Source organism: Amylolactobacillus amylotrophicus DSM 20534, assembly GCF_001434555.1.
GTDB lineage: Bacteria > Bacillota > Bacilli > Lactobacillales > Lactobacillaceae > Amylolactobacillus > Amylolactobacillus amylophilus.
Genome location: NZ_AZCV01000010.1, coordinates 13,400 through 35,665, shown reverse-complemented (window position 1 = coordinate 35,665; position 22,266 = coordinate 13,400). Strand labels below are relative to the sequence as shown.

Annotated in this window: 23 protein-coding genes and 2 pseudogenes; 12 read left to right on the top strand and 13 right to left on the bottom strand. The window is 43.8% G+C overall.

Annotation, left to right across the window (positions count from 1 at the left end; all coding sequences use genetic code 11):
- Positions 1-113 precede the first annotated feature (113 nt).
- Complete coding sequence (locus FC62_RS07470) at positions 114-734, bottom strand: CadD family cadmium resistance transporter (RefSeq protein WP_002293047.1); 621 nt, start codon at positions 732-734, stop codon at positions 114-116.
- 491 nt (positions 735-1,225) lie between these two features.
- Entirely contained in the window at positions 1,226-1,498 is a 273-nt protein-coding gene (locus tag FC62_RS07465) for a Rep family protein (protein WP_236693797.1), read from the bottom strand.
- Between the two features lie 31 nt (positions 1,499-1,529).
- Here FC62_RS07465 and FC62_RS07460 point away from each other — a divergent pair.
- Positions 1,530-2,240, top strand: a pseudogene (locus tag FC62_RS07460) (IS6 family transposase).
- A gap of 95 nt (positions 2,241-2,335) precedes the next feature.
- On the opposite strand, the gene phoU (FC62_RS07455) reads toward FC62_RS07460, so the two are convergent.
- The 7 genes from phoU (FC62_RS07455) to phoU (FC62_RS07425) form a co-directional block, all read right to left on the bottom strand.
- Entirely contained in the window at positions 2,336-3,022 is a 687-nt protein-coding gene (gene phoU, locus FC62_RS07455; RefSeq protein WP_056945825.1) for a phosphate signaling complex protein PhoU, read from the bottom strand.
- 11 nt (positions 3,023-3,033) lie between these two features.
- Positions 3,034-3,789 (bottom strand): phosphate ABC transporter ATP-binding protein PstB, encoded by a 756-nt coding sequence (gene pstB, locus FC62_RS07450; protein ID WP_056945826.1) that lies wholly within the window; start codon positions 3,787-3,789, stop codon positions 3,034-3,036.
- Positions 3,790-3,800: 11 nt separating this feature from the next.
- A complete protein-coding gene (gene pstB / locus FC62_RS07445) occupies positions 3,801-4,595 on the bottom strand; it encodes a phosphate ABC transporter ATP-binding protein PstB (protein WP_054746388.1) in 795 nt (264 codons plus the stop codon).
- A 10-nt stretch (positions 4,596-4,605) separates the two neighbouring features.
- On the bottom strand, positions 4,606-5,493 hold the full coding sequence (pstA, locus tag FC62_RS07440; protein ID WP_056945827.1) for a phosphate ABC transporter permease PstA: 888 nt from the start codon (positions 5,491-5,493) through the stop codon (positions 4,606-4,608).
- Entirely contained in the window at positions 5,483-6,418 is a 936-nt protein-coding gene (gene pstC, locus FC62_RS07435; protein ID WP_054746387.1) for a phosphate ABC transporter permease subunit PstC, read from the bottom strand. Before pstC ends, pstA begins: the two co-directional genes overlap by 11 nt.
- A 46-nt stretch (positions 6,419-6,464) precedes the next feature.
- Positions 6,465-7,358 carry a phosphate ABC transporter substrate-binding protein PstS family protein gene (locus FC62_RS07430; RefSeq protein WP_056945828.1) on the bottom strand — a complete coding sequence of 298 codons (894 nt, stop codon included), beginning with the start codon at positions 7,356-7,358 and terminating at the stop codon, positions 6,465-6,467.
- A 252-nt stretch (positions 7,359-7,610) separates the two neighbouring features.
- Positions 7,611-8,330, bottom strand: coding sequence for a phosphate signaling complex protein PhoU (phoU, locus tag FC62_RS07425; RefSeq protein ID WP_056945829.1), 720 nt, complete (start codon positions 8,328-8,330; stop codon positions 7,611-7,613).
- A 184-nt stretch (positions 8,331-8,514) separates the two neighbouring features.
- Between phoU (FC62_RS07425) and FC62_RS07420 the strand changes: the two genes are divergently transcribed.
- From FC62_RS07420 to FC62_RS07390, 7 genes and pseudogenes are all read left to right on the top strand, one after another.
- On the top strand, positions 8,515-9,246 hold the full coding sequence (locus tag FC62_RS07420) for a response regulator transcription factor (protein WP_054746385.1): 732 nt from the start codon (positions 8,515-8,517) through the stop codon (positions 9,244-9,246).
- Positions 9,247-9,318: 72 nt separating this feature from the next.
- The gene (locus tag FC62_RS07415) at positions 9,319-10,602 is read left to right on the top strand and encodes an ISL3 family transposase (RefSeq protein WP_056945830.1); all 1,284 of its coding nucleotides are present in this window, start codon (positions 9,319-9,321) and stop codon (positions 10,600-10,602) included.
- A gap of 50 nt (positions 10,603-10,652) precedes the next feature.
- A pseudogene (locus tag FC62_RS07410) lies at positions 10,653-10,913 on the top strand (DDE-type integrase/transposase/recombinase); the annotation flags it as partial.
- 170 nt (positions 10,914-11,083) lie between these two features.
- Positions 11,084-12,010 (top strand): ribokinase, encoded by a 927-nt coding sequence (gene rbsK / locus FC62_RS07405; protein ID WP_054746384.1) that lies wholly within the window; start codon positions 11,084-11,086, stop codon positions 12,008-12,010.
- 99 nt (positions 12,011-12,109) lie between these two features.
- Positions 12,110-12,928, top strand: a complete 819-nt coding sequence (gene thiD, locus FC62_RS07400; protein WP_054746383.1) for a bifunctional hydroxymethylpyrimidine kinase/phosphomethylpyrimidine kinase — start codon at positions 12,110-12,112, stop codon at positions 12,926-12,928.
- A 45-nt stretch (positions 12,929-12,973) separates the two neighbouring features.
- A complete protein-coding gene (locus FC62_RS07395) occupies positions 12,974-13,663 on the top strand; it encodes a type 1 glutamine amidotransferase (RefSeq protein WP_056945831.1) in 690 nt (229 codons plus the stop codon).
- 221 nt (positions 13,664-13,884) lie between these two features.
- Entirely contained in the window at positions 13,885-14,808 is a 924-nt protein-coding gene (locus FC62_RS07390; RefSeq protein WP_054746382.1) for a dihydroorotate dehydrogenase, read from the top strand.
- A 97-nt stretch (positions 14,809-14,905) separates the two neighbouring features.
- Here FC62_RS07390 and FC62_RS07385 read toward each other — a convergent pair whose 3' ends face one another.
- Entirely contained in the window at positions 14,906-15,802 is an 897-nt protein-coding gene (locus tag FC62_RS07385) for a LiaF transmembrane domain-containing protein (protein WP_056945832.1), read from the bottom strand.
- Between the two features lie 5 nt (positions 15,803-15,807).
- Positions 15,808-16,257, bottom strand: a complete 450-nt coding sequence (locus FC62_RS07380) for a LytTR family DNA-binding domain-containing protein (protein WP_054746380.1) — start codon at positions 16,255-16,257, stop codon at positions 15,808-15,810.
- Between the two features lie 246 nt (positions 16,258-16,503).
- Here FC62_RS07380 and FC62_RS07375 point away from each other — a divergent pair, with 246 nt between their 5' ends.
- Positions 16,504-17,193, top strand: coding sequence for a histidine phosphatase family protein (locus FC62_RS07375; protein WP_054746379.1), 690 nt, complete (start codon positions 16,504-16,506; stop codon positions 17,191-17,193).
- A 47-nt stretch (positions 17,194-17,240) separates the two neighbouring features.
- On the opposite strand, the gene FC62_RS07370 is transcribed toward FC62_RS07375, so the two are convergent.
- Entirely contained in the window at positions 17,241-18,257 is a 1,017-nt protein-coding gene (locus tag FC62_RS07370; RefSeq protein WP_056945833.1) for a helix-turn-helix domain-containing protein, read from the bottom strand.
- 65 nt (positions 18,258-18,322) lie between these two features.
- Positions 18,323-19,000 carry a TMEM175 family protein gene (locus FC62_RS07365; RefSeq protein WP_075362802.1) on the bottom strand — a complete coding sequence of 226 codons (678 nt, stop codon included), beginning with the start codon at positions 18,998-19,000 and terminating at the stop codon, positions 18,323-18,325.
- A 179-nt stretch (positions 19,001-19,179) separates the two neighbouring features.
- Here FC62_RS07365 and FC62_RS07360 point away from each other — a divergent pair, with 179 nt between their 5' ends.
- The 3 genes from FC62_RS07360 to FC62_RS07350 all read left to right on the top strand — a co-directional run.
- The gene (locus FC62_RS07360) at positions 19,180-20,373 is read left to right on the top strand and encodes an MDR family MFS transporter (RefSeq protein ID WP_056945834.1); all 1,194 of its coding nucleotides are present in this window, start codon (positions 19,180-19,182) and stop codon (positions 20,371-20,373) included.
- Between the two features lie 192 nt (positions 20,374-20,565).
- Entirely contained in the window at positions 20,566-21,747 is a 1,182-nt protein-coding gene (locus tag FC62_RS07355; RefSeq protein ID WP_056945835.1) for a YkvI family membrane protein, read from the top strand.
- Positions 21,725-22,266: aminotransferase class III-fold pyridoxal phosphate-dependent enzyme (locus tag FC62_RS07350; RefSeq protein WP_157043483.1), on the top strand; the 542-nt coding region annotated here is incomplete at its 3' end. The genes FC62_RS07355 and FC62_RS07350, both read left to right, overlap by 23 nt.

Genomic DNA, 22,266 nt, shown 5'->3' with positions numbered 1-22,266 from the left:
TATAATGTTTAGCCAAAATAAATACTCCTAGTTCGTGAGACCGGAATTTTAATTATTTCCGTGTCCAACTAACTAGGAGTATATCCAAAGCCCCATTTAAGGGGCTTTTTTATCTATAAAATAAAGTTTAGAAAAGTCTCTATCGTGCCACTTTCATACATGATGTATAGTCCAAGTGGAATGAATACTAAGGGCACAATGATTCGCTTGTATTTTTCAATTGTTTCGGATATTAACGGAATAGAGGATAGCACCCGACTAAGCTCGCAAAAGATAATTATGCCGATTGCAAACATAAGCAACGCCACGAGGGTCTGTGCCCAATCTAACGAAGCAAAATAAGGTATATAGATACCTAAATTATCTCCGCCAGACGCAATTGTCAGCAATGTAACTGTCCAAAACAGTTGATTTGCCTTACTTTGTTCTAATCTTTCAATAATTTCTTCCTCTTCTTCTTCCTCACCTTCTCCAACAATTGCAAAGCGAATCCCTAAATAGATAGGGATTAAACCAAGCAATCCAACCATCCATGCTTCAGGCACGAAATTGACGACATAAGCAGCAACTAAACTCACCCCTACAAGTAAGCCCGTGCCTAGATATTGCCCAGCATAAATATGCCATTTCTGTTTATTCTGTGATAGCTGTGCAAATAAAATAATCAAAACAATTAAATAATCTATACTGGTGGAAATATAAACACCAATAGCAGATATGATTGTCTGTCCCATAAAAAAACCTCCTGTATTAGTCAGTAATAAATCAGCAGATTTTAGGGGAGCACAGACACATTAATTTAGCTATCGCTAGTGGGTAATGCCGGACGTAAGAAAGCATTTTACCCCTCCTCAAAACATAGTTACAAAATAGTTTCTAACTGGAATTCGGTGATTACTTCCAAGTAAAGTATAACCCACTATACTTTACAAGATAAAGTGTGGGCTCTACGAGGTAGTAGCGTTCTCCCTTCCTACTGGGAGAACTGCTATTTTTCTGCGCCTATTATCCGGCTAGAAAAACCTCCGACGGGCTATTGCATAGCGAGCGCATCTCATGCAGAACTCTACCCGAGAGGGGCAAGCTAGTGTTAGCTTAACCACAAAAAAATGAATTCAACTATTAGAATGCATTTTTTTCAATCGATCTTCAGCAATAGGCTGAAGAATATAAGGGAAAGCAGGGTCACTCATATCAACAATAACCTTATCTAACGTTTTCATAATCATTTCTCCGAACCTCTAAGATTTTGTTGTTTCTGCCAATTTGACTTGATATATTCTTTAATAAAAAGCGTATTCCTTTCAGTTAGAAGTTCGAACCAGCCAGCTGGTGCTTCCTCAGACATGCAATAATCTGCAAAGTCTTTTAAATGCATAATTTCATTTTCAGAAATAAAAGCCAACATATCACGTAAGGCTTGGCGTTTATCGCCAGTAGAAAGAGCTAAGCAACTCTCTAAATCAAAGCCTCCAAAGGTCTCAAGGTTCTGTTGCAAAGTTTTCCAAAAAATCTATTTTAGTGTAAAGATTGAGAAAAAAGACAGAGAGGACAGAGTAACGAATCATTTTAAAGGCAAACAATTCAAAAAAGACGTCATTATTGTCGCTGTTGGTTACTACCTGCGTTACAATCTAAGCTATCGTGAAGTTCAGTAATTGTTATATGATCGTGGAATAAATGTTTGTCATACTACGATTTATCGTTGGGTGCAAGAGTACAGCAAAGTCCTCTATTATCTTTGGAAGAAGAACAATAGACAATCCTTCTATTCATGGAAAATGGACGAAACCTATATCAAAATTAAGGGACGTTGGCATTATCTTTATCGTGCAATTGATGCGGACGGCTTAACCTTAGATATCTGGTTACGAAAGAAACGGGATACGCAAGCAGCCTATGCTTTCTTAAAACGACTCCATAAACAGTTTGGTGAGCCGAAAGCAATTGTGACCGATAAAGCACCTTCTCTTGGCTCCGCCTTTAGAAAGTTACAGAGTGTGGGTTTATATACTAAGACAGAGCACCGAACTATGAAGTATCTCAACAATTTAATAGAACAAGACCATCGACCTATTAAACGACGAAATAAATTTTATCAAAGTCTCCGTACAGCCTCTTCCACGATTAAGGGCATGGAGACCATTCGAGGAATATATAAAAAGAACCGAAGAAATGGAACGCTCTTCGGCTTTTCGGTGTCTACTGAAATCAAGGTATTAATGGGAATAACAGCCTAAGATATTTGGAGTTCAGAGAGGGCGCGTTTGATTTTCAAACTTCGCAACAGAACCATTTTAACTATCACGAACTATTTTTAATCACTTTCAAAAAATTAATTCTGCAATAACTCCGGTGAAATTTTCCCAGCATTTAATTCAACAATTTTTCCCGATTGATTATAAACAACCCACTCGCATAGGTTGACGATATGGTCCCCGATCCGTTCTAATAAACGATCAATCATCAAATAACTGGACCCCCGTTCAGCGGTTGTCTCTTGGGATTCAATCGCACTGGTCACAGCCTTCCGAATATCGATATACTGTTGATCGATGTTTAAATCTTTTTCAGCACCTTTACGAGCCTGCCGTTCATCACGATTAACATAGGCATCCATGACTTGCTCTAACATCTTTCGAATGTCACCGGCCATTTTACCAATTTGTTTTTCAATCTTGACATCGTTTTTTTGATCGCTCGTGTTCAGCGTTTCGCGGGCAATGTTGACAGCATGATCCCCAATGCGCTCTAAATCTGAACTGGCCTTTAGAATACTAATAATTTCTCGAAAATCAGACGCCACCGGTTGTTGAAGGGCGATTAATTTAAGGGCTTCTTTTTCAAGAAAAATTTCCTCACTGTTTGTCCGCTGGTCGTCATCGATGACCTGCTGGGCCAATTTTTTATCATACTGAGTAAAGGCTGAGGTCGCCTGATAAATTTGTTCGCTAATGTTAATCCCCATCTCCATAAATCGCCCGTGCAATTTTTTGAGCTCATCTGAAAATAATTCTCTCATCTCATTTCCCCCTACCCAAATTTCCCATTTAAATAATCACTAGTTTCTTGCCGGTCTGGTCGTATGAATATTTTTTCTGTATTATCAAATTCAATTAAATTACCGTTTAGAAGAAAAGCCGTTTTATCAGAAATGCGAGAAGCCTGTTGCATATTATGGGTCACAATGATGATGGTATAGTCACTCCGAATTGCGGCTAGTGTATCCTCAATTTTAGCGCTTGAGATCGGATCCAATGCGCTAGTTGGCTCATCCATTAAAATAATATCTGGTTCGACCGCTAGCACACGTGCCACACAAATTCGCTGTTGCTGACCACCTGAAAAGGCCAGCGCACTTTTATGCAACGAATCTTTAACCTCATCCCAAATTGCAGCTTGTTTGAGGGTTGTTTCCACCCGTTCATCAAGACGCCGCTTATCTTTCACACCCTCTAAACGCAGGCCATAAACGACATTTTCATAAACCGATAACGGAAATGGGTTGGGTTGCTGAAACAGCATGCCGACTCGTTTACGTAGATTAACGACATCCGTGTTAGGCGAATAGATATCTTGCCCGTTCAACTTCAGACTCCCAGTCACTGTTGTATTAGGAATCAGATCGTTCATTCGATTTAAACACCTGAGGTACGTTGACTTACCACACCCCGATGGTCCAATCAGGGCAGTAATTTCGTTTTTTTCAAAATTCAAATTAATCCCATGGAGTGCCTCAGTTTCGCCGTAATACAAATGGACATCTTCAGTAGTAATCACCCTGCTCATTGCCAGTCCTCCTAACCAAAATTCCCAGAAATATAATCTTCAGTGGCCCGCACATGGGGATTCGTAAACACATTTTCCGTTTCATCATACTCAATAACATGGCCCATATGCAAAAACGCGGTATAGTCACTAATTCGGGACGCTTGTTGCATATTATGCGTCACAATAATAATGCTGAACTGATTGCTCAGTGTTTTTAGTGTCTCTTCTAACTTAGCCGTTGAAATTGGATCCAGCGCGCTTGCCGGTTCATCCAGCAGTAAAATATCTGGCTTCATTGCAATTGAGCGTGCAACACAAAGCCGCTGAGCCTGCCCACCTGATAATGCCAGTGCACTTTGATCTAGCTTATCCTTGACTTCGTCCCACAAGGCAACACCTTTAAGACTCGTTTCTAGTCGCATTTCCAGTTCATTTTTATCCGTCATGCCGTTTTTTTTCAGGGCAAACGTCAAGTTCTCTCGAATGGACTTGGCAAACGGATTTGGTCTTTGAAATACCATTCCAATATGTCGGCGAAGCTCATAAACGTTGATTTTGGGGTTATTAATATCCGTATCGCGGTACATAATTTGACCGCCGACCGTGGCAATTTTATCGTTCATCCGATTAAAGCACCTCAGATACGTCGATTTTCCGGAACCGGATGCGCCAATCAGTGAGGTGATTTTATACCGGGGGAAATTTAAATCAGCAGCATGAATCACATGATTCGTTCCATACGAGACTGTTACCTGTTTCGCCGAAAGTGTGGATTCTTTCTGTGGATTAATAATATAGGTTTCATCTAAATTATAATTTTTCATTCTCTCACCTTTATTTTGTGGCCGTCATTTTACGATACGTATAACTTCCGAGTGCCCGAGCACCTAAATTAAAGATCAAAATGACAATAATTAGAACCGCTGAGGCTCCACTTGAAATTTGGTGGGCATCTGGTGTCACCCCTTCAGTATTCAATTTCCAAATATGCACCGCTAACGTTTCTGCCGGTCTCATAGGGTTCAAAAAGCTCGTCGGGCTGAGCGGATTAAAGTTCAAATAGTCCACTACCGGGGCACTTTGCCCAGAGGTATAGATCAAAGCAGCCGCCTCGCCGAAGACCCGGCCAGCACACAAAATAATTCCCGTGATGATTCCTGGTACTGCCGCTGGTAGTATAATTCCTGTCACGGTTTTCCAACTCGATAGTCCTAATGACATTCCAGCTTCACGCTGTAGATTTGGTACCGTCCGCAAGGACTCTTCAATTTGACGAGTTAGCAGCGGTAAGTTGAAAAAAGTTAGTGCAATCGCACCAGCCAAGATAGAGAACCCAAACCCGAATTTAATGACGAACAGGAGGTAGCCAAACAGACCAACGACCACTGATGGCAGTGAGCTTAACACTTCAATCATTGTTCTGATAACATTAGTAATCCAGTTATCACTCGCATACTCGGATAAATAAATTCCCGCACCCAATGCGATTGGGAAAGAAATCAACAATGTCAAAATTAACAGGTACAGCGAATTAAATAATTGATCCCGAATACCACCACCCGCACTAAATGCTTGTGCTTCCGCTGTGATAAAGTGCCAAGAAATATTCGGTACGCCATTAAATAGAATGTACCCAATCAGGCCGATTAAAATTAATACCACAATCGCAACGAGTCCAAATATTGTACCAGTTGCAATCTGATTTGATCGTTTAGGATTCATACTTATGCTTCCCCCAATTACCAATAACTCTAACAACAAGGTTAAAGACTAACGACATGAGTAACAAGATCAACGCTAATGACCAGAGCGCATTATTTTGCATCGTCCCCATGACTGTATTGCCAATTTGAGTTGTTAACTGACTTGTCAGCGTTGACGACGGTGAGACTAAGCTCGTTGGCATTAACACCGCATTACCAATCACCATTTGTACAGCTAGCGCTTCGCCGAATGCCCGCGCCATGCCAAAGATGATTGCCGTTAAAATTCCAGGAGTCGCCGTTTTCAGAACCACTTTTCGAATTGTTTGCCAACGGGTCGCCCCTAATGCTAATGAGGCCTGCCGGTAATGAACGGGCACTGCTCGTAAGCTATCAACAGATAACGAGGTCACCGTTGGTAAAATAATGACAAACAATACCAATGTGCCAGATAAAATCCCAAACCCAGTGCCGCCGAAAATATGGCGTACTGTTGGTACAATCACTGATAATCCGACAAACCCATAGACGACAGATGGAATACCAACTAGCAACTCTGTTACAGATTGAAGTAACTTGGTCCCTCGTTTAGGTGAGATTTCGGTCATGAAGACGGCCATGCCGATCGCGAACGGTGTGGCTACAAGCGCTGCTAAAATTGTGACACCAAATGATGTGACAATCATTGGTAACGCGCCGACTTCTGGATTTCCGTGACTATCAAGCACCCCCGGATTCCAATTTGTACCCGATAAAAATTGCCCCAGCTTAACATGGTTCTGTGTAAAAGTGGCAATTCCACGTGAAGTAATAAAGTACAAAATGCAGCCGACCAATACTGTGATAAGGCCAATACATAAGTAACAAATTGTTTTTCCGAAATAATCTTCGCGTGTCGCTTTAGATGATTTCATCAAATGCACTTGAATATTATCTTTATCCATCGTAACCCTCCTAGAGCTTGCCGTTTTGGGGTATTGCAGCTATTTCTTAATTCTTATTATCGGTAACATTGTTGTTCGCATCCTTAGATACCTTCATATCGTGAATGCTAATATAACCCATTTTTTTCACTAACCCCTTTTGCTGTTTCTTCGCGACAATATAGTCTAGAAATTCTTTGGTTGCTTTATTTGGTTGACCCTTAGTATACATATGTTCATATGACCAAATTTTCCAGTCATTTGTTTCTACATTCGCATCGGTTGGTTTCACATTGTCAATTGAAAGTGCTTGAAGCGAATCGTTAACGTATGAGAAAGCTAAGTAACTAATTACGCCTGGGGTTGTTGAGACAATTTTTTGAACCGTTCCGCTAGAATCTTGTTCTTGAGATTTGACGGCCGTTTCACCGTTCAAAACGGCTGCTTCAAACGTGGCACGGGTTCCACTACCTTTAGCCCGGTTAACGACCGTAATTTTTTCGTTTTTACCACCTAATTGTTTCCAGTTGGTAATCTTGCCTGTAAAAATTTGTTTTAGCTGGTCCATCGACACATTCTTAACACCAACGTCCTTGTTAACGACCGGGGTCATTCCAACAACGGCAACTTTGTGGTCAACTAACTTGCTTGCTTTAATACCACTTTGTTGTGAAGCAAAAATATCAGAATTACCAATTTGAACGGATCCCTCTTGGACTTGACTTAATCCCGTCCCCGATCCGCCTCCTTGAACGGAAATGTTAACGCCTTTGTTCTGAGATTGATAATTAGATGCAGCCTTTTCAACTAATGGTTGTAGTGCGGTTGAGCCAACCGCCGTGATCTTGGCTGACGATGAGGAACTACTACTATCACTCCCACCACCATTACCACATGCCGATAAACCAATCGTTACGACTCCCAACGCTGCAACTGTTGCAAAAAATCTCTTCTTATTCATCATTCTGATCTCCCTTTCAAATGATTACTGGTTGTCTGAACTTGGTACATTCTTAATATAAACAACGAACGTAAATATCTAGTCATATTTATGTAAAAAAGATGTAAATCATTTTTCTACCACCAAGCCCACGATTTTGACCGTGCATCCACACAAAAAGGGACTGAACAAAAAGTAAATTTCTGTTCGGTCCCTAAACTTTCATCTATTGATACCACACCACTTGAGATCATCTGAGTAGTTCTTTGTAACCTATTGATTCAGCTCTTGTTCCGAGTTATTCAATAATGTATGCAACATTTCTAGATCTGATTTACCTGGGTTAAGCTCAACTAATTCCCCAGTTCGACTATAAACGATCCATTCTGACAAGTTAACAATGTGATCACCAACCCGCTCTAATAACCGTGATACCATGAGGTAACTAGAACTGGCCGTAATCGTTTTAGCATCCTGCCGCATTGCGGCGGTGATGCTGTCGCGTACTAAAATATACTGTTTATCGACTTCCAAATCAGCGGCAGCCCCTTCACGCGCGACTTTTTCATCTGCTTGGGCATACGCATCCAATACTTTTTCTAGCATGCTCCGAACTGAAGCCGTCATCTCGGCAATGGCATTTTCAATTCCCACAACCCGTTGACTACCACTAGCGCGAATCGTTTCGCGTGCAATATTAACGGCATGATCGCCGATTCGTTCCAAATCTGAACTGGCCTTTAAAATACTAATAATTGAACGAAAATCATCCGCCACAGGCTGCTGTAACGCCATTAAATTCAACGCCTGAACTTCCAACCCAGTTTCTTCTTCATTAGTAGTTTGATCTTGTTCTATTACATGTTGTGCGAGCTCCTTATCGTGGTCAATAAACGCCTTTGTTGCTTGATAGATCTGTTCACTGACGTTAATTCCCATTTCAATAAAGTGCCACTTTAGCTTTTTTAATTCATCCGAAAATAATCCGTCCATTGAGACACCCTCCATTATTACAGTATGATCCAGTTAAACGTTACTGCTATTATACCCATACTAATGTAAAGATTATGTAAATATCTGGACATAAATTTAATTTTATGCCATTAATAATGGGTAGACTAGTTTTAATGTTTTGTTTATGTGATTAGAAATTCGGCTCATTATTGGAGGAGTCACTTTGATTAAGCATTTATTATTAATGACGAAACAGTTACCACTATTCATTCCAATCAATGCCTATTGCAACGAACAAAATTGGTTCGTTCACAACACAACCAGTTCTGACGAAGCGTTAACGATTCTAAAAACGCAAACTGTGGCGGCTGTGCTATGGGATACGACATCGGTTGACTTTAATGAGACACTCACGGCGATATCACATATGCGTGAAAAAGTAATGATCCCCATTATTATGCTCGCTAAAGAGCGCAACCCAGAACAGATACAACAACTATTTCACCACCATGTCGATGACTACCTAGTTGAACCCTTTGATTACCCAGAGATCATTGCAATTCTCAAACAACGATTTTGGTTATATGATCAGATCACTGATGCTAATACTGAGTCAACTGACACTGCTCACCAAACGGTTGAACCGTCAGCCCCCAAGCAACTCACCTTCAATAACCTCACCATTGATCTTCAGCACTATCGGGTATTGCGAGATGATCAGGATCTAGGACTCACCCCGAAAGAATTCAAACTACTCCACTACCTAATCCAACATCCTAATCAAGTTCTTAGTCGGGAACAACTATTACAGGGCGTCTGGGATTACTATATCTTAGGTAACTCACGAATGGTCGATATTCACATCAGTCATTTACGCGATAAAATTGAGCCAGATCCTCAAAATCCAATCTGGCTTCAAACCGTCCGTGGCTTCGGTTACGTTCTTAAAAACTAAAAAAAGGCCCAAAAGCTTTCTGCCTAAAAAATCCACCCACTACAGCATCATTTTTAAAGGACGTGAAAACTTTTGAACCCTATAGATAATAATATAAAATTTGCGCTCAGTATTAAAGATAAAAATGTATTTTTTTATAAATACCAATACCAAATAATTAAATCAAGACATGCAAAAGTGTTCTCGACAATCGTTAAAATTCATCAGGAAAGCTGCGATTACTGTGGCTTCTCCAGTTTTAGTCACAACGGACACTACGTGTCCCGAGTAACTTATTTAACGGCTAATGCCAGTGAACCAGTTTACTTGGAACTCCATAAAGAACGGCTGATCTGTAAAAATTGTGGCCGGTCATTTATGGCGAATTCCGATATCGTCGATAAAAACTGTTGTATCTCTAAGGCGACCCGACAGAAGATATTGATGAATTTAAAGGATGATCGAACTCAGACTAGTATCGCAATTGACGCTGGAGTTTCATCCAGCACTATCTGTCGCTATTTAGATAACTATGATGATTTGTTTCATCGTAATCTCAATTATCTACCCGTTCATCTTGCGATGGATGAATTTAGAGGTGTTGGCGGCAAACTTCATTTCATTTGTATTAACGGTAATGGCGTGCATGAGATTCAACAAATCCTTCCAGATCGATACAAGAATAGTATCATTGAGTATTTCAAGCAATTTCCAGAAAGCGTACGAGCACGGGTGAAGACAGTTACAGTGGATCTGAATAGTTATTATCAAGACATTGCCAAATTAATGTTTCCCAATGCCAAAATAGTTATTGATCGCTTTCATATTATCGCTAAGATGACCCGTGCATTCAATCAAAGTCGTGTTCAAACTATGAAAAAATACAATAAACAATCTGCCGAATATCGAACGTTAAAATTCTCATGGCGGCTTTATTTGAAATACGCTAAAAATTTAGACGAAAAACAATTATTTTATGATCGCCATCTTCGAAAACAACTCACACAATTAGAACGAGTGGAAGAAGGGCTGGCGGTTAGCCCTGAGTTAAAGGCATCATACGAATCAATGCAAAACATCATGAAAAGTCTCAAAGATCACGATAAAGATGGCATCGTTAATTATTTGTACAACACTCAAAACTCAAGTCGACAGATGAAAGAAATTTTTCGTACCTTCAAAAAAAATCTGGAAGTAATTTTGAATGCGAGTGAAACAGGCTATTCAAATGGTCCGGTAGAAGGCATGAACAGAATGATTAAGCAAATTCAACGAACTGCGTTCGGATTCCGTAACTATCATCATATGATTTCACGCATTAAACTGCGCCAAATGAAGACTAAACCAGATAAAAAAGCAGAGTTGAAAGTCGCATGACTTTCAACTCTGTAAAAGCTATCTATCAACAGGATTTGACAAAGAGCCCCGCCTTTAGAAAGTTACAGAGTGTGGGTTTATATACTAAGATAGAGCACCGAACTGTGAAGTATCTTAACAATTTAATAGAACAAGACCATCGACCTATTAAACGACGGAATAAATTTTATCAAAGTCTCCGTACAGCCTCTTCCACGATTAAGGGCATGGAGACCATTCGAGGAATATATAAAAAGAACCGAAGAAATGGAACGCTCTTCGGCTTTTCGGTGTCTACTGAAATCAAGGTATTAATGGGAATAACAGCCTAAGATATTTGGAGTTCAGAGAGGGCGCGTTTGATTTTCAAACTTCGCAACAGAACCTGGTTGTTTAACCAGGCAATTTTTCATTCGAATAATCCCTTCTGCTGGCGCTAATTATTCAGTGCAAAAGTATGCTAGAATTATAGGTGACAGACATTATTACGTGAGGTATTTGTATGGCAAGAACAATTACAGTAATTGGAAGCATCAATGTCGACCATATTTTGCAGATTGAACATAACCCGGAACCAGGAGAAACCATCAAAGCGAACCAAATCTCGCTAGCAGCCGGCGGTAAAGGGGCAAACCAGGCTGTGGCAAGCGTCCGAATGGGCTGCAACACCAACTTCATCGGGGCCGTCGGTACAGATGCCGAGAGCAAGTTCATGCTCCAAGAACTGCGACGAAACGGTATCAACACGGCTGGAATCACCAAGATGGACTACGAGACAACGGGGCAAGCATTCGTCCTCGTTCAAGAGGCCGGCGAGAACTCTATCATTGTGAATAGTGGCGCCAATGCCCAACTCTCACCTAAAATGATTACCGCAAACGAGCATTTTATTACAAACGCCGACTTCGTCCTCGCACAATTAGAGACACCGGAGAAAACCACGATTAAGGCGTTTGAGCTGGCCAAGGAACACGGGGCAAGTACCCTCTTGAACCCCTCACCAGCAAGCCCACTTTCTGCGGCACTCCTCAAATTGACTGATCTAGTAATCATGAACGAACCAGAGGTTAAGCGAATCACCGGTATTAAAGAGACCGATCCCGCTTCCTTAACCGAAATGGCCCGCTTCTTCCACAATCAAGGTGTCAAAGTTGTCATCATTACACTCGGTGAACGCGGCTCCTTCTCCTCTAACGATGGTCAGGAAATCGCCGTACCCCCAGTGAAAGCACACGAGATCGATCCCACCGGAGCTGGCGATGCCTACATCGGTGCTCTCGTCACCCACGTCAAAAGAGACTATAGCAATCTAGCGGAAGCACTGCTGTATGCAAGCCACGCCAGCGCATTGGCTGTCCAACAGTTAAGTGCATTTCCTGCCATGCCGACCAAAGAAGAGGTCGAAGCATCAATTGCCCGCCAACAGTAAGAACTTTTGCAGAACATTTTCACATCCGCAATTATTCTTTTTATTTTGCGCGAAAATAGACTAGAATAGAGGTTAACTAAAATAATCGAGGGCTTAATTATGACAAATGAACAAGTTCAAGCCGTAACAATTGCCGGAAACGACTCCGACGGCAGTGCTGGGATGCCTGCAGACCTCCACGCTTTCTTCGCTCGACATGTCTATGGTATGGGAATTCTCACCGCCGCTGTTGCTGGTAATTCCCACAGCATCGCTGCCGCAGAGGTAATGCCACCGGATTTCATCGCCAAACAATTCGAAATGCTTGCTGCCGACTTTCACATTAAGGCGGCAAAGACTGGCATGCTGTCTGACAGTAGAACAATTGAGGTGGTCGCGGATAATCTCAACAAATACGACTTCGGGGCGATTGTGATTGATCCCGTAATTATCACGAAGCACGGTGCAATGCTCCTCGAAGAGGCGGCATATGAGACCTTTAAGAAACGCCTAATCCCCTTAGCAACGGTCATCACACCGAACTTTTACGAGGCACAGAAGTTGACGGAGATGGAGTTGGCTAATCCACAGGAAATCGAAGCTGGTGCCACGTTGCTCCAATCTCTGGGGGCTAAAAACGTGCTGATTAAGGGGCGCCATGATTCGAGGAGCCAAGAGAAAGTCAGTGACTACCTGCTTTTAGCGGACGGATCGGGCATGTGGTTCACTGAGCCTTACGTGGAAACCGACCGCGTCAACGGTACCGGAGACACACTCTCCGCCGTCATCGCTGCCGAGCTAGCCAAAGGCAACGACGTCGCTAACGCCATCTCCATCGCAAAGAAATTCGTTCATGAAGCAATCGCAAACGAGATTAACGTCGGCCACCAATTTGGCCCAATCAACCATTGGGCAGGCATGAATTACTTCGAACAGTAACTTTTATGCTATAATTCTAGGATATTATTTGCAGGAGGCACAGCCTTGAGCGAGACTATTAGAATTGCATATCTATACGAAGACCTAATGAACACCTATGGCGATTCGGGTGACGTGAAGATTCTACGATATTTATTGAACAAAAAAGGTTATGAAGTTGAGGTGGAAAATATCTCCTTAGACGACGAGTTTGACACTGACCAGTTCGACTTCGTCTTCTTTGGCGGTGGCCAAGACTATGAGCAGACCGTCGTGGCGCAGAATTTACCTCGCATGAAAGAGGAACTAGCGGACTACATTGAGAATGGTCAGCCAATGCTTGCTATCTGTGGTGGCTATCAACTCCTTGGTACGCATTACAAGATGGTCGATGGCACGACGATTCAGGGATTGGGTATTCTGCCGCTTCACACCGTTTTCAAATCCGACAAAAGAATGATTGGCGACACGAAATTCATGACCGAATGGGGTGAAGTTCAGGCATTTGAGAATCACTCGGGTCAGACCTTCTTCGATGACCCCGATAAGTTGCATCCCCTAGGCACCATGATTGAAGGCTACGGCAATAATCCAGTGGACGGGCAGGAAGGAATGCGCTACAAGAACACTGTTGGTTCATATGCTCACGGCCCAATTCTGAAGAATCGGAACATTGCAAACGCATTTGTGGAGATGATTCTAGAACGCCACCAGACACGTAGCAAAAGGTTAGACAAGGCCGGCGCGGCTAGTTAAGTCCACTCATTCTCCATTGACACTGCGTGATTCTTCGTCTAGAATGACAACAATACAAAATTTAATGTACAAACCTTTTAATTGTTTCCAGAGAGAGCAAAATGGTTCGTCCTAATTTTAAAGTCCCCCTTCTTCAGGTGACTTCTCTTGAAGTACGGCATTGACTCAATCGGAAACGATTAAGCGGTGCCGTTTTTTTTGATGAGAAGGAGAAATTATTCATGCCACATAATCGTCTTGCCGTTCAATTACCCGGTTTAAACCTGAAGAATCCCGTCATGCCATCAAGTGGAACGTGTTGGTACGGCCAGGAATTTGCTCAGAGATACGATCTTAACCAACTTGGCGCGCTCGTCATTAAGTCCACCACGCTAGAACCGCGTGCTGGTAATCCCCTGCCAAATGTGGCCGAGACCTCCGGCGGCTGGCTCAATGCCATCGGCCTGAAAAATGTCGGTGTTGCAGAAACAGTCTCCGAGAAGCTCCCCTGGTTGGGACACAACTTTCCGGAATTACCAATCATTGCCAGTGCTGCCGGTTTCAGTCAGGCGGAATACGTCTCGGTCGTCGAACAATTGACGCAGTCACCCACGGTCGCTGCCATCGAGCTAAACCTATCATGCCCAAACGTCGATCATGGTGGGCTCGCGATGGGGACCGAACCTGTGGTAGTTGAGGCCCTCACCCGCGCATGTGTAGAAGTATCTAAAGTACCGCTCTACGTCAAACTAACCCCTAATATTACGGACATCACGGCAATTGCAGTGGCAGCAGAACGCGGTGGTGCAGCCGGTCTTACTATGATTAATACGCTCAGTGGCATGGCGATTGACCTAAAGAAACGTAAACCAGCTCTGTCAAATATCACTGGTGGATTATCAGGAGCCGCCCTCAAGCCGATTGCTCTTGCCATGATTCACCGTGTGCGACAGGTAACTAGCCTGCCCATTATTGGTGTTGGAGGAGTAGAAAGTGCAGCAGACGTTCTTGAGATGTTGTTGGCCGGCGCTAATGCAGTTCAGGTAGGCGCGGCAAATTACCATGATCCCCTTGCTTGTCCAAAGATTATTGCTGCACTACCGGTCGTCATGGATTATTACCACATAGAATCACTTTCTGAGCTTACGCCGATTAATGAGCATTAGCAGCAAAAAATCCGTCGTTAGTTGATTAATTCAACAGCGGCGGATTTTACAGTTGGTTTACAGTTGGTTTTCTTAAATTTAGTTGGTTTTAGTAAAGTTAAATATACTTAATGGTTAATTCACCAAAGGCACTAGAACCAGAAATATTCACGACTGGCCCCTGCTTGGTCTGCTTCGCCCCCCTTTCATCAAGTGAGCCAAACGTCGAATTGGCAGTGATCCGCACATCCCATTCTCTGGGCATATAGAGATCAACGTCGCCGAACTTGTTCGTCACAATAATGTTCAGCTCTGTTGGAATTTGAACTTGATCAAAGTAAACGGTCGTCTCACCTAGCGTGTTATTAATATTCACCTGTTCCAAGCGATCCGACTTCAGATAACGGACCGTACTATTCAGCTGACTGTTAATCACAATCTTTCGTTTGCCCGTATTCTTATAGCGTGCCTCCGCCTCAGATTCACCGACTGTGGGTTCTTGCTCATCCTCGGTGTCTTTTACGTTATCTTGTGCCGGCTCATGATGGACTTCTGTGTACTCACCATCAACAACGCCATCAACGACATCTTCCACGAAATCAGAGACTGACTTCTTAAGTTTCTTGTCCGGCCGAGAGTAGACCACGCGCTCGTTCTCATCGTCATCGTGAACGTGGGTCACATTCACGTGAGTCCCCCAATTCGAGGAGTTTTTGTGGAAAATTAACGAGAGACCGATTGAGAGCAGCGTTGCAGCGCCAAGGATTGTCCACGGGGACAGCGCCTCAATTCCGAGCGGCTTAGCAAAGATAATGGCTACGACCGCGACTGGGAAAATCATTCCAGGAAACGAGCCATAAACCAGACTTTTCACAAAAATCACTACGGCAAAGCCAATCGCCACAATCGTCCAGAAACCGAGCTCATATGTAATTAGTCCCATCTTACTTGCAACAAGAAGTGCGGCCCCTATTAAAAACAAAATTCCCCAAAACCATCTTTGATGATTCCGCATTTTCCTTACCTCCACTTTCCTAAACGATCTTGTAGCATTTTATAGTACCGTCGCGACGCATATACTTGCTTATACGAATCATAGAATTGAATCAAGCAATTGGAGAGTGAACGATTAAGTGAGAGAATCTTAGTGACGTTCACAATCGTTGACTTCGATATGCGAATAAATTGTTGCGGGAGTTCCGATTCCAGTTGATAGAGACGCTCGTGCACCTCATACGCATCATCGGCAACGTGGGCAACTACTGCCCGCTCCTCCGTTTCAAAGAAGAGAATTTCATCCAGATGGAGGTAATATTGCGTTGTGTCCTTGAAGAACAGCAGCTTCTTCTGCTCTGCCGCATTCTCTTCAATCACCTGCTGCAGGTGTCGCACCTGATTGTTGTATTCCTTCGCCTTAATCACTACTTCCGGCTCCACAATATTAGAATCAATTTCGACTCGCACGTGCATCCCTATCACCTCCTCCCGTAACTATAGTAGACCATGTTTTACCGCCTAAGGAAATACTTCTCGTCTAAGCGGTCGTCCTGAGTGTCCAAGTTGCACTTTTTCACTCACCAAAATAATGTCTTTGTCTGAATTCTATCATTCTTGTCTAAGAGAAGGTAGTAAATATCCCGTTGTCTTAGAAGGTTGGCTTCATTTATTTCCTTATCTGGTATACTGACATTAAACAGACTAAAGGTGGGATGATCCATGAAAGAATTACAAGTGAAATTCGTGCGGCACGGCCAAACCTTCTATAACTTAATGCATAAGATGCAGGGCTGGTCAGACGCACCACTGACCGACCGTGGAATTGCCGATTTACGAAAAACTGCGCAAGGGCTCAAGCAAATCCACTTCGATGCATTCTATAGCTCTGACCTAAAGCGTGCGATGGACACGGCAGAGATTATCATGCAGGCAAATACCGCTAGTGATCCCGACCTTCAATTACAGACTGATGCTAACTTTCGTGAGGTGGGCTTTGGTATCTTCGAAGGTATTGACGACCAGATTGTTGGCCGAAAAGTTGGCCACCCATTCGGTTTCGATAACTTCAACGATTTCATTAAACAAGCAGGCATCAACCAGGTCAGAGATGCAACCAAAATTGCTGACTCTAGCGGCTTTGCCGAGTCTTCTACGGACGTCTATCACCGCATGGCCGCCGGCTTTCAGGATTTACTTGAGCAAAACGCCACCGGCAGCACCATTCTGGTTGTTACACACGGGGGATTCATCCGCATGCTCGGCGAGAAGTACGCCACTAAGGCCCAACTTGCCGCTACCAACTTACCCGAAAACGGCAGTGTCACAACAGTATTACTAACAGACCAACATGTCCGAGTCTTAGATTTCGCCCGGCACAACGATCAGTTAGATACAGATCAAGCAGTTTAAACAAATAAAAGCCACCCCTTTGGGGTGGCTTTTATGATTAGAAATTATTAGTAATCGTAATTATTGAGATAATAGCTGAGCGGCTTATTTCCTTGCTTGACCGCTTCGGCCAAGCCCTCATAGTGACCCAAGAAGTCCTTAGCTGATTCTAGAGACCCCTTTGGTCGCTTATTCAACCTCCGCGCAACCATGCCAATTTCTCCTGACGTCCAAGCATGGCTCAGTTTAAATTGGAGCTGAACCCGTCTCCTGCGGTCGACTAATCTATCCGCAGCAGTTGCTTGCCCGAGTAGGAGCAGAAGTTGAGCTCGCTTGCCAATTTCTACTGCTGCCTCCGGCTGACCGGTGGCGACATCTAGCAATAACTGCCAACTACGATACTTAATCTGGCTATCATCAGGGAGTGACTGCAGCTGCTCTTGATAGTTCTCTAATACCCTTTGGGCTGCCGTAGTATTCCCCTGCACCAACAGATGAAAGTTTAATGCCTGATTAAAGTAGATAGATTGCAAACACGGATTCTGCAACATCACTGGTTGCTCTACTTCCTTCGTCAGGCGCTTCAGAATCAGCCCTTGCTCGTACTTTGGAAACTTATCCAAATTCTGAACGAATAGCTCAACCTGTGCCTGCGATAATTTGCTCGTCGCGTCTAGTTCATCCATCAGGAAGTCGACGTCTCGTTCCGCCAGGTCCTCAGGGAGATTGAGGATGGCTAAAATGGCTAGCCGCACTCTGTGCTTATCACTTGAGAAACGATTCTTACTATAGAATGTCCTGCTATTTGCTAGCGGAAATTGCTGGTTCAAGAGTTGGTGCTCGACTTCCATCAACTCTTGATCTTTTGGAGTAGAATCTGTAACTGGCATGTTCAAGCGCCTATTTAGCTCCTCCGCAGTGATCCTTAAGCGCTGCAGTATTGCCAAGAGAACCATTCCTTTGATATCAGCATCATCCTGTTCGAAGCGAATGGCCTGTCTTTTGCTAATCAGTCCATCGTAAAGCTCTGGTTGGGTGAGCCGTCGCTCCTCACGTAGTTGTTTAATCACTTTGCCTAGGGCCATGGTTATACCTCCAGTTATGTGACGCTACTGTCACTTATTAACTCCAGTATACCATGAACATTTCCTTAATTCTCGCGTATTTTTGCACTACCTCCACCCTTCTCTTTGAGCTTGCGTGCAGCGTTCTCGGCTTTCTCTAACCGCGAACTCATCCGGAGGTACGCAATGAAATGGAAAACAATGCCGGCAACAATTAGCGCAGCACTCACATAGACTGACCAAAAGGTCGTGATGATTGCCAGACCATAGATTGAAACACTTTTGGCTGGATCATGCTTAATCTCATCGAATACGCCCAACTTAATTTGGTTATCGTGAAGCTCATTGTGCCGCCCAACGTATTGGTACATGATGAGAAATGTGAACGAGACAAACATGGCTACCAAGCCATACAGAATCATGGCTACCTGAAGATCAGCAACTCTGCCTGACTGCAGCGCCGCACTCAGAATATATAACGGATAATCGACGAACGTGATGCTAAATAATAAGAGTAAATTCAGCATATTTAGCTGTCGACTGACCCTCGTCAAGTGACTGAAATAATCATGATGAAAGAGCCAAAGAGTGCCGACGTACAAATAGGCCATCACATATGAGAGAAAAATGGGCCATTGAGCCAGCAATGCAGACGCCAGGTGACCATGGGTAAAGGACAGCATACGAAACTCCAACACCAGAATTGTGATGAGAATTGCAAAGACCCCATCACTAAATGCGTGGAAGCGCCCAAATTCTTTCATATCTACACCCTCTCCATTAAAAAACAATTGTCATCTTCACCCTGATTCTAGCACGTTTGGCAGCTAATATTGGTTCGAAGTGCTTATCGCGTTTTATCTTGGTTGAACTCTTGTCAAACCATGCTAAATAAGCCAAAATAGAATGGTTATTAAATTTCACTTGGGGGGAGTTTTCAATTTTGACACGCAAGGATCCTGTAAAGCTAATCTGGCTGTTTCTCGGCTCACTCATCGTCAACACGGGTATTAGCTTCATCTGGCCGTTGACCACCATCTACATGCACGAGTATTTACACGAACCGCTCACCGTAGCGGCGATGGTACTACTCGTCAACTCAGGTTTCACCGTGCTCGGAAACTTCCTCGGTGGCTTTCTCTTTGATAAGTGGCATCCCTACCAAACGATGATTCTCGGTATCTCCATTTCGGGAATTTCCGCCGGGCTACTCATCTTCTTCCACGGCTGGCCGACCTACGCCATCCTGCTCATTACCATCGGCTTAGGTAACGGTATGGTCAATACGGGCGTCAATTCAACCGCAACCCTCATCAAAAGCAAGCAAACTAGCTATATTTTCAACGTACTATACTTCACCAGCAACCTCGGTCTGGTCTTTGGCTCGCTTATCGTTGGCTTAATCTTGCCGCTTGGCATCACGTATATTTTCCTACTCGCCTTCATCCTCTTCGCCGGTTTCAGCGTGGTCATTGTCCTTGAGTTCAAGGGATTGAATGATGCAAAAGAAGCCGTCAAATCTGGCCGTGAGACCGAGCTCACAGGAGCCGGCACCACTTTTGACAGAACAGGGATTATCTTGGTCCTGGTCTGCCTCTTTGTCTCCTGGATTGCCTACGAGCAATGGCAGAGTAACATCTCGACTTACATGATTAGCCTCGGGATGAGTGTCCGGAGTTACAGCCTACTCTGGACCCTAAACGGCATTCTCATTGTCTTCTTTCAACCGCTTCTCACCCACTTTGACGATTTCTTAACCCAGCACCTACGCGGCCGTCTGTATACAGGATTTATCCTGTTTGCCGTTGCCTTTCTCTTTTTGATTACCGCGACACATTACGCTGCGTTCATGATTGCAATGGCGGTGCTCACAATCGGTGAAATCCTGGCTTTCCCCGCAGTTTCAACCTTCGTCAACGATCGTGCGAGTCTACTTGAGAAGGGGAAATACCAGGGGTTCGTCATGGCGACAGCATCCGCCGGACGCGCCTTTGGTCCCCTAATCGGCGCCCTGGTGATTGAAGCTATCTCCTATCAGTCATTATTTATCGTCGCCGCTGGCCTGGTGCTACTTTCCGTTTTAATCTTCGACGTAGTTAGCAAAAGAAAAACGACTGCCATTACAAAGCAAAATTGATCCGAAATACTACCGCTACAAGCCGTCAGCCGACGGCTTTTTTCTTTAGCGTTTTTTTCGCCAACAAATTAAAAGATAAAATAATTCTTGACTAGTTCTTAATTATATCCTAAGATTACCTCACCTTATTCATTATTTTTTATTATTTAAATCTGCGACTGAACTAGAATTTATAAGGGAATGGAGTCAAATATGGAACAGACAACGACCAAACTCAGTGTAATGAACGTCTTTAAATTTGCGGGTGCTATTATCGCCTTCCTCATTGGCTCCGGCTTCGCCAGCGGGCAAGAGGTGCTCCAATTCTTCACCAATTACGGTTTAAAGGGAATTCTAGGTGTATTCGTGGCGATGACATTATTCGTAGTCTTAGGCGCCGTGCTCATGCGCTACGGCTTTAACCACCGTAATGAGCTCGCTAGTAACGGTATTAGACATTATTGTGGCAAAATCTTTGGTACATTCATGGAATGGTACACGCCATTTTTCTGTTTCCTCATTGGAGTCATCATGGTTTCCGGTGCCGGCGCCACAGTTAATGAGTATTTCGGCTGGCCCAATCTTGTTGGTACCGTCGGGATGACCGTGATTGTGTTTATTACCACCCTCTTCGGGTTCAATCGTCTCATCGATATCATCAGCTACCTGGGACCGCTGACCATCCTCTTCACGATTGTGATCGCTGGGATCTCACTGTTGAAAAACCCTGGTGGCCTCGCTACTGCAGACGATGTTTTAAGAAGCAGCAAGGGGATTATCTACGGTGCCGGCAATCAGAGTTTTTCTTGGGTACTCTCAGCTTTCTTATTCGTCGCCAATAATATTGTGGTTGGCGTACCATTCATCACAGTCCTCGGTAAGTCCGCTAAGAACAAAAAAGAGGCGGTTCTCGGCGGTGTATTCGCCGGAATCGCCCTGATGGCTTCTGCTCTCCTCTTAAATCTCGCGATGTTGAGCGAGATTGGCCAGGTTTTAAAGGTTCAGGTGCCTGTACTCCTCCTCGCTGGCAACATCTCAACAATCATCAGCTTCTTCTTCTCACTGATCCTCCTGGAGGAAATATTCAGTACCGCAGCACCAATGACTTGGACGGTAGCCTACTCGCTGGTTGGCCGTAACGCGTCTAAGAATAAGTACCGCTTAATCATTCTTGCACTGACCATTATCACCTTCGTCATTAGCCAAGTACCGTTCGGCCAATTAGTGGCGGTAATCTACCCGATTACCGGTTATATTGGGGTGATCTTAATCTTCCTGATTATTGGTCGTGAAATTTATGATTTCGTGAAGCACAATCGGTCCACTGAAAACAGCGCAGAATTAGCCGAGAACATGAAAGTAGGTTTAGCAAATGACGCAACAAAAGACAAGTAAGGCCAAGCAGTTCGTTCAGGACGAGAAGCGCTATTTCGCACCTTTTGCCCGGATTCCTTATTACGATTTAGTCATCGACCATGCGCTAGGCAGTACGCTAGTCGATATCGACGGCAAGGAATACCTCGACCTCATCACGAGTGCGAGTGCCATCAATGTTGGTCACCGACACCCCAAGGTAGTTGCCGCGATGCGCGCTCAAGAAGACAAGTTATTGCACTACACCCCCGCCTACTACCACACCGAGCCGGTTGTGCAGCTGGCAAAGAAGCTGACGGAGATTACCCCGGGTGATTTCGACAAAAAAGTAGCGTTTGGCTTATCGGGTTCGGACGCCAATGATGCAATCATCAAGTTGGCACGTGCATACACTAAACGGCCGTACATCATCTCCTTTGTGAACTCTTACCACGGTGCAACTTATGGTTCGATGTCACTTTCGGCACTAAGTCTCAATATGCGCCGTAAGATGTCGCCGTTAGTCCCCGGTATTTTCCATATCCCTTACCCGGATGTATA

Bases quoted from the DNA above. Each gene is read 5' to 3' on its own strand.
- phoU (WP_056945825.1), bottom strand. From the start codon at position 3,022: ATGAGAGAATTATTTTCAGATGAGCTCAAAAAATTGCACGGGCGATTT.
- FC62_RS07380 (WP_054746380.1), bottom strand. From the start codon at position 16,257: ATGCACGTGCGAGTCGAAATTGATTCTAATATTGTGGAGCCGGAAGTA.
- pstB (WP_054746388.1), bottom strand. From the start codon at position 4,595: ATGAAAAATTATAATTTAGATGAAACCTATATTATTAATCCACAGAAA.
- FC62_RS07390 (WP_054746382.1), top strand. From the start codon at position 13,885: ATGCCACATAATCGTCTTGCCGTTCAATTACCCGGTTTAAACCTGAAG.
- FC62_RS07375 (WP_054746379.1), top strand. From the start codon at position 16,504: ATGAAAGAATTACAAGTGAAATTCGTGCGGCACGGCCAAACCTTCTAT.
- FC62_RS07470 (WP_002293047.1), bottom strand. From the start codon at position 734: ATGGGACAGACAATCATATCTGCTATTGGTGTTTATATTTCCACCAGT.
- pstB (WP_056945826.1), bottom strand. From the start codon at position 3,789: ATGAGCAGGGTGATTACTACTGAAGATGTCCATTTGTATTACGGCGAA.
- pstC (WP_054746387.1), bottom strand. From the start codon at position 6,418: ATGGATAAAGATAATATTCAAGTGCATTTGATGAAATCATCTAAAGCG.
- rbsK (WP_054746384.1), top strand. From the start codon at position 11,084: ATGGCAAGAACAATTACAGTAATTGGAAGCATCAATGTCGACCATATT.
- pstA (WP_056945827.1), bottom strand. From the start codon at position 5,493: ATGAATCCTAAACGATCAAATCAGATTGCAACTGGTACAATATTTGGA.
- FC62_RS07365 (WP_075362802.1), bottom strand. From the start codon at position 19,000: ATGAAAGAATTTGGGCGCTTCCACGCATTTAGTGATGGGGTCTTTGCA.
- FC62_RS07385 (WP_056945832.1), bottom strand. From the start codon at position 15,802: ATGCGGAATCATCAAAGATGGTTTTGGGGAATTTTGTTTTTAATAGGG.
- FC62_RS07430 (WP_056945828.1), bottom strand. From the start codon at position 7,358: ATGAATAAGAAGAGATTTTTTGCAACAGTTGCAGCGTTGGGAGTCGTA.
- FC62_RS07370 (WP_056945833.1), bottom strand. From the start codon at position 18,257: ATGGCCCTAGGCAAAGTGATTAAACAACTACGTGAGGAGCGACGGCTC.
- thiD (WP_054746383.1), top strand. From the start codon at position 12,110: ATGACAAATGAACAAGTTCAAGCCGTAACAATTGCCGGAAACGACTCC.
- phoU (WP_056945829.1), bottom strand. From the start codon at position 8,330: ATGGACGGATTATTTTCGGATGAATTAAAAAAGCTAAAGTGGCACTTT.
- FC62_RS07355 (WP_056945835.1), top strand. From the start codon at position 20,566: ATGGAACAGACAACGACCAAACTCAGTGTAATGAACGTCTTTAAATTT.